The organism is Lachnoclostridium sp. Marseille-P6806, from assembly GCF_964238185.1.
Lineage (GTDB): Bacteria > Bacillota > Clostridia > Lachnospirales > Lachnospiraceae > Brotaphodocola.
In genome coordinates this window covers 57283-63553 of record NZ_CAXSLG010000013.1, presented here as the reverse complement: position 1 = coordinate 63553, position 6271 = coordinate 57283, and the positions used below count along the sequence as shown (strand labels likewise).

The following is a 6271-nucleotide window of genomic DNA, read 5'->3' as shown; positions in this document are numbered from 1 at the left end:
TATGGGGTCTTAGCTCAGCTGGGAGAGCATCTGCCTTACAAGCAGAGGGTCATAGGTTCGAGCCCTATAGGCCCCATTTTTCAATCAATAGCATCTGGTCTTTTGCCGATATGGCTCAATTGGCAGAGCAGCTGATTTGTAATCAGCAGGTTATCGGTTCGAGTCCGATTATCGGCTTTGAAGTTTTATATGGGGGAATTCCCGAGTGGCCAAAGGGGGCAGACTGTAAATCTGTTAGCTGTGCTTTCGGTGGTTCGAATCCACCTTCCCCCACTCAAAAAGTTAAAAATTGATATTATCGCGGGGTGGAGCAGTCTGGAAGCTCGTCGGGCTCATAACCCGAAGGTCATAGGTTCAAATCCTATCCCCGCAATTGTGCCTTGGTAGCTCAGTTGGTAGAGCAGAGGACTGAAAATCCTCGTGTCACTGGTTCGATTCCGGTCCAAGGCATATGGGCGTGTAGCTCAGTCGGTAGAGCACTTGACTTTTAATCAAGTTGTCCGGGGTTCGAATCCCCGCACGCTCAGTGAGGTCGTTTTCCGTGTAAACACTAGGGAAACGGCTTTTTTGTTGTCTGAATATCTATAAAATCCCAGAAACCTTTTTTAACTATCAAGACAGTTATCCACAATAGTTTCATTTTGAAAATACTTTATCCAGATGAGAATGTCTGTTTTCCAATGCAATAAGACTATGAGCAAAATGTTCATATTTTTTTGTAGTCTCAATACTTTCATGGCCCATCAGGATTGATAAATCATAGGTATTAGAATTGCCAGTCTCACGCAAATTATCAATACAATAGTTTGTTGCAAAATTATGTCGAAGTTTATGTGATGATAAATCTAATCCGGTATCATGTTTTAAATGATTCATAAACACCTTTACAGTCGTTGTCGTAATTGGATTTCCTAAACGGCCAATAAAAACATAAGGACTGTCATGAACAGGACATACTTTTATATATTCTTTTAAGAAATATAAAGACATATTTCCTAAAGGAACAAACCTTTCTTTTGCACCTTTTCCAGTAACCTTTAAAGCCATTTTTTCAGCGTTAATATTACATTTCAATAAAGAACAAACTTCCAACTGACGAAGACCAGAATCGAGCATTAAAGCAATTATAGCCTTATTTCGTGCAGCTATCCAAGGTATTGAAATCGAATTATCAATACTGGAAAATAAAAACGCTATATCAGAATCATTTAATAAATTAACCAGCTTCTTTGGTGTTTTAGGAATCTTAATTTTCTGGTAGTCGAAAGAAAGACCATATTCAACCGAAATCCATTTAAGGAAAATACGGAAATTACGAATATAAGTTGCTAAAGTAGCTTTAGCAAGCCCTTTACCCATCAAGTATTTAATATATTGAGTAGCAAGGCTATATGTAATCATTTCAAGATGAAGTTCTGTTCCTGCATAATCAACAAATATTTGAAGTATGTTTTCATAATCTTTCAGACTTTGCTTTGATAATCCGGCTAACTCTTTTTGAAAAAGAAATTCTTGCAGCATATCATTTAAAATCATAACTATCACCTATCATATTTTTTTGCTTCTTCCTCAATCATATCAAGCAATTCTTTAGATAAACGCATACGACCAGAATCAATACATTCATAAATAAAGCTTAAATCACCATCAATTTCATATATTCCAGCCATTGTAGGAGCAACCTGTTTTCTAAACCAATTACGTTTATCATCAATAGTTTTTTCAACTTTTGGTGAACAGATTCGAATTTTCTTAACTCCATCAAGAAAAGCTTCCCACCTGGGATCAGTAGAACAACGAGAATCACGAGCATTATCCTTTACAAGGAAACGAAGATAATTTGATAATATACCTAAAGCAATATCAGGTAAAGCACCACCAGCAGCCAGTAAAAGCGCTACAGTATTAGCGCGAGCACGATGCAGCTCAATCTCCCAACGAACCCAAGGAAAAGAAACAGAATCTTTTTTCTTTGAATTTTGCTCTAATTGCTTATCATAAATACGTATAAAAAGTTCACTCTTGCGACTTCCAAGATAAAGTGTACGACCAGAACAAAACCCTTTACCACCCTCAAAGTCATCCCTATATTTTTTAAATCTTGAAGTATATAAACCATTTCGAAAAATATTACAAACCTCTTCACACGTATAATAAGTACATCCCTTATCATCAATAGCCAAATCAAAACGAGTAACTTGACCCATACCTAAAATATCTCTTAAGACATCCTTTAAAACCGTATCATTAAAATCATTAACCTCATAGGCAAAACCACCGAAAGGAGTATCACAGCAATCATACTTCTTAAAATAACAATCTAAAAAATAACGTACAGCCGAACCAGACACACAAACATGAATCCCCATATCATCATTACCATCATACAAAAATGAAATAGGATATATAATATGCCGAACGCGCGATTTATAACCTTGAGCACCTTTCAACTCAGTTTTAAATTCTTTAACATTTAACCCAAAATGAGAAACAGCATCTTCCCAAGACATTATTTTTTTAATAGTGAATTCAATCCAATCAACCAAGAGATATAATCCATTATTCAAATTAATATCATTTCCAATATTCATAAAGTTTCCTTAAAACCCCTTTCTGGCTTTTGTACCCCCGTATTACCGGGGGTAAACCATTTTTTAATTCATATTCAATTAGAGCAGGAGCAGGGGCGCGCCCCCTGCGGCATAGCCGGCAGGAGGGCTTCCCCCTAAATTTTGCTTGCAAGCTGACAAGTCAATTCCATGCAGTACAGATTTTTTCAAAAGAACAAGAAGCACAATCACAGTCTTTAAACATTTCAAAAAAGCGAGATACCATTTCATCAACAATAGCCTTCAGAAAATAATCAATACATTTACATTCAAAAGATGGATTAGAAAGAGGATCACTATTTAATATATCAAAGCATTTTTTTAAAAGAATGTATTCAGCGCATAAATCAGCAGGAGACATTTCTTTATAACAAAGAGAAGTCCTTTTCATTAAATCATCTGTAAAAATATTGCAATTTTTCAAAATAAATCCCCCAAAGAATATGAATTTGTGGAGCCTGCGATATGTCCGCTTCTCCACTTCTGGAAATCCGACTTTCACGGTTGGCAGCACGCACACTATAGACATATTTCATTGCGCTTCCAGTTCTATCTACAATAGTTGCATATAAAATTGGTCTTTCGTAATAAAGGGGAAATGCTATATCATCATAGCAGGAGAAACTTGAACAAAGATTTTTACCATGGTATAATCATTAAGTAATACAATTATAGAAATAAAGTTGTTCAATAGTCGTACTACCTATGTTTAATATAGCACAGGTAGTACGACTTGTAAACCACTTATGTACTACTTTTTGAAAGGAATTTAATATGCCTTCTAAATTACCAGTAATAAAAGCAAATACGACAGATGACAATATAATAAAAATGAAATATATTGCAAAATATAATAAACGAAGTTTAGCAAAAGAGTTAGAATACATAGTAGAAAAACATATAGCAGAATTTGAATCAGAGCATGGTGAAATCAAAATAGACTGGATGTCACCTCAAGAAATCATACAAGATATAACAGATAGAATCAGCGGAAATCCACCCTATGAAAAAAACAACACAGCTCAGAAAATAGCAAAAACATTAACAGGAGTATCAACAGGAGAAAAGATAGGCGATGCAGTAATTAAAAGAAGCAAAAAAGGAAACATCACTCCCGAATAAATGCTTCAGCAGCTGCTTTCATGTAATCAAGAGGACTTAAACGGAACTGCGTTCCTACGTCCTCTTGCCTACATTTTAGCATCTAAAAACTGCGTCAAGCGTTGCCCTACGGCGTATCGTCACCGCCTGACGGCGATTCCTTGCCGCTTGACACAGACGGCAGTTCATCCCGGTAATAACGAGCAATAGCATTTTGAACTATGGTTGATTTTGACATACCATACATAATAGAATCACGTTCCAATAGATTATACAACTTAACAGGAACAGTAATGTTTAAACGTTTTTTCTCTTCATAAAACCGCATAAAATAGACCTCCTAAATATAAAAATAATTATTTAAGTTTAAGGAAAATAACAGATAATCCAAACAATTCTAACTTTTAATCAAGTTGTCCGGGGTTCGAATCCCCACACGCTCAGTGAGGTCGTTTTCCTAATATTTATAAGGAAAACGGCTTTTTTGTGTTATAGGAAAAACCTTGTCAAATATCTGATTATTTGTTAATATGAGAAGCAGGAAGAGGATGAGGTTAAGGAAGATGAATAAAAAAAATACATCTGTTAAACCTGTCTGGATTGATGAATTTGAAACCCTTTACATTACAACTTATCAAACTTTGTACCGCCATGGAAAATTGATTTTTAATCAGGAAGAAAAAGTCCGGGAGCTGCTGATCCTTACCTATATGGAGGCATATCAGAGATCGTCTCAGCTTCAGAAAGAAAAATCTCCTTTGGAATGGCTGATGAAGCGTGCAGATTTCTGGGCAGAAACAAAGCTGGAAGCTACCAGAGAAATGCTGGAATCTTCCTATGCGGAAGAAAAGATGCAGTCTAAAGAAGCAAAGAAAGAAAATCGTTCGAACCTGGATGAAACATCTGTCCTTTTAGAAATTGAGGATAGACTTGGACTGGTAGATGAGGCAGAAACACCTGCAGAGAAGGAGCCTTCTCGTCCGGTGGTCAAAAGTGTGATTTCTATTGTGCTGGTTTTTCTGGCGGCGGTAGTAGTGGTAATTGGATTTTATAAGGTCAGACAGAGGCTGCAGCATATAAGTGAACCCTTTGAGCGGCGTTTTTTTGACAATTCAGGTGAAGGGGTAACATTGCCGGCAGAGACAGAAAAAAAAGATATCGTGATTCAGGTTGGAGATAAGGCTGTATTCCTTTCAGAAATTGGACAAGTTCTATATTCTATGCCCTTATCTGCAACGGAGCTGTCCGGAGAGGAAGAAATCAATCCGGAAATTCAGAAAAAGGACGGATGGACATATTATCTGCCTTGTCCGGAACGGAAGGATACCAAGCTTTCCCAAGTGCGTCCTACCCTGTATCATACTTTATATCGGGTCAGCAATGATGGCACAAGGACGGAGATGATTACCCAGGATGTAAGTAATTATCGGGTATGGCAGGATGGTATTTATGCAGAGTGGGATGGCCGGATTCAGAGATTTGATATTGATAAGGAATTTGAAGAGTTTGAGCCTGGGTATTATGCGGAAAAAGAGGGCGAGGATATTTATATTTATGATACCCTGGGACGGACTCTTTGTACGGATGCAGACGGAAGCGTGCATTACGGGGATCGCATTTTTGAAATGTCCTGCAACAGAGTGGTGAATGTAAGGCCTGACGTTTCTGTGTACGGAAATCATACTTATTCTTTGAAGGAAACGGAAAATAAAGGGGAAATGGCTGTATTTGAAATGGTAAACGGGCATGAATCTTTATTTGAACAGCAGGGAAAAACCATTGATAGCTTCTGCATTGCAGGAAATAATCTGTACTACAGTGCATGTGAAAAGAAGGGGAATTCCGGAGCCCATTACAGCCAGCTTTATAAAAAACCGCTGAACCGAAAGGAAGAGGCAGAGAAGATAGGAGAGCGATTTAAGGGACGTATTTACGAATTGTATTACTCAAAGGAAGCGGATCAAATGTATGGAGATTATGCGCCAAAAAGCTGGAAAAGCGGATATGGTGTGATTGCAGTGATTTCCATGAATGGTCAGATGAGCTTTCTTGATGACAGAGAGCTTCGCAGCGGTACGGAAACCACAGGCGATGATTATCTGGAATTTGTTCTGATACAGGATGGTGATGTGTATTGCTATTGGAATGATTGTTATTGGGAGAAAAATGAAACACCTATTGTAAAGTGGAGAAAAACGTTGATTATTCCGGATCATAACAGGATTATGACAGTGAAATAAGAGCTGTCATAATCCTGTTTTTCTGTTATTCATCAAATTCTGCGATAATATAAAAGCCTCGGTCATTTTCCCGGATATCCCGGATAATACCTTCTCTTGATTTCAGACGATCACGGGATTTGTAACAGCCGGACATGGCTACAGCCGGCTCAATAATATAACTGTAATTAACACCTTCCCGTTCAACTACTTCTACTTTATCTCCAACCTGTACAAGTCCCTGGCGTTCCATTTTAAATTCCATCTGACGCATAAAAAATCATCTCCTTCGCACATTTATTATAGAGAAAAGAATGTGGAATGTAAAGGCGTTCTGTGCTA

The 6271-nt window shown here is 37.4% G+C and carries 7 protein-coding genes and 6 tRNA genes; 8 read left to right on the top strand and 5 right to left on the bottom strand.

Annotation, left to right across the window (positions count from 1 at the left end):
• Positions 1 to 3 precede the first annotated feature (3 nt).
• From ACESON_RS14705 to ACESON_RS14680, 6 genes are all read left to right on the top strand, one after another.
• Positions 4 to 76, top strand: a tRNA-Val gene (locus ACESON_RS14705).
• A gap of 28 nt (positions 77 to 104) precedes the next feature.
• Positions 105 to 177 (top strand) — tRNA-Thr (locus ACESON_RS14700).
• A 14-nt stretch (positions 178 to 191) separates the two neighbouring features.
• A tRNA-Tyr gene (locus ACESON_RS14695) sits at positions 192 to 273 on the top strand.
• Positions 274 to 299: 26 nt separating this feature from the next.
• Positions 300 to 373: transfer RNA gene (locus ACESON_RS14690), tRNA-Met, on the top strand.
• 4 nt (positions 374 to 377) lie between these two features.
• Positions 378 to 450 (top strand) — tRNA-Phe (locus ACESON_RS14685).
• Positions 451 to 453: 3 nt separating this feature from the next.
• Positions 454 to 526: transfer RNA gene (locus ACESON_RS14680), tRNA-Lys, on the top strand.
• Between the two features lie 110 nt (positions 527 to 636).
• Here the strand turns inward: ACESON_RS14680 and ACESON_RS14675 are convergent.
• The 3 genes from ACESON_RS14675 to ACESON_RS14665 all read right to left on the bottom strand — a co-directional run bounded on the left by ACESON_RS14675 (position 637) and on the right by ACESON_RS14665 (position 3033).
• A complete protein-coding gene (locus ACESON_RS14675) occupies positions 637 to 1536 on the bottom strand; it encodes a tyrosine-type recombinase/integrase (RefSeq protein WP_373110664.1) in 900 nt (299 codons plus the stop codon).
• 5 nt (positions 1537 to 1541) lie between these two features.
• The gene (locus ACESON_RS14670) at positions 1542 to 2591 is read right to left on the bottom strand and encodes a replication initiation factor domain-containing protein (RefSeq protein ID WP_373110662.1); all 1050 of its coding nucleotides are present in this window, start codon (positions 2589 to 2591) and stop codon (positions 1542 to 1544) included.
• 160 nt (positions 2592 to 2751) lie between these two features.
• The gene (locus tag ACESON_RS14665; RefSeq protein ID WP_373110661.1) at positions 2752 to 3033 is read right to left on the bottom strand and encodes a hypothetical protein; all 282 of its coding nucleotides are present in this window, start codon (positions 3031 to 3033) and stop codon (positions 2752 to 2754) included.
• A 350-nt stretch (positions 3034 to 3383) separates the two neighbouring features.
• On the opposite strand from ACESON_RS14665, the gene ACESON_RS14660 reads away from it, so the two are divergent.
• A complete protein-coding gene (locus ACESON_RS14660) occupies positions 3384 to 3731 on the top strand; it encodes a hypothetical protein (RefSeq protein ID WP_373110659.1) in 348 nt (115 codons plus the stop codon).
• A 106-nt stretch (positions 3732 to 3837) separates the two neighbouring features.
• Here the strand turns inward: ACESON_RS14660 and ACESON_RS14655 are convergent, their stop codons facing one another.
• Entirely contained in the window at positions 3838 to 4038 is a 201-nt protein-coding gene (locus ACESON_RS14655; protein WP_373110658.1) for a hypothetical protein, read from the bottom strand.
• A gap of 235 nt (positions 4039 to 4273) precedes the next feature.
• Here ACESON_RS14655 and ACESON_RS14650 point away from each other — a divergent pair, with 235 nt between their 5' ends.
• The gene (locus ACESON_RS14650) at positions 4274 to 5950 is read left to right on the top strand and encodes a hypothetical protein (RefSeq protein WP_373110656.1); all 1677 of its coding nucleotides are present in this window, start codon (positions 4274 to 4276) and stop codon (positions 5948 to 5950) included.
• 25 nt (positions 5951 to 5975) lie between these two features.
• Here the strand turns inward: ACESON_RS14650 and ACESON_RS14645 are convergent, their stop codons facing one another.
• Positions 5976 to 6203: a hypothetical protein gene (locus ACESON_RS14645; RefSeq protein WP_177958056.1), complete on the bottom strand. Its 228-nt coding sequence runs from the start codon at positions 6201 to 6203 to the stop codon at positions 5976 to 5978.
• Positions 6204 to 6271: the final 68 nt, after the last annotated feature.

Excerpts from the sequence above, each read along its gene's own strand:
- ACESON_RS14675 (WP_373110664.1), bottom strand. The coding sequence starts at position 1,536 with ATGATTTTAAATGATATGCTGCAAGAATTTCTTTTTCAAAAAGAGTTA.
- ACESON_RS14670 (WP_373110662.1), bottom strand. The coding sequence starts at position 2,591 with ATGAATATTGGAAATGATATTAATTTGAATAATGGATTATATCTCTTG.
- ACESON_RS14660 (WP_373110659.1), top strand. The coding sequence starts at position 3,384 with ATGCCTTCTAAATTACCAGTAATAAAAGCAAATACGACAGATGACAAT.
- ACESON_RS14655 (WP_373110658.1), bottom strand. The coding sequence starts at position 4,038 with ATGCGGTTTTATGAAGAGAAAAAACGTTTAAACATTACTGTTCCTGTT.
- ACESON_RS14650 (WP_373110656.1), top strand. The coding sequence starts at position 4,274 with ATGAATAAAAAAAATACATCTGTTAAACCTGTCTGGATTGATGAATTT.
- ACESON_RS14645 (WP_177958056.1), bottom strand. The coding sequence starts at position 6,203 with ATGCGTCAGATGGAATTTAAAATGGAACGCCAGGGACTTGTACAGGTT.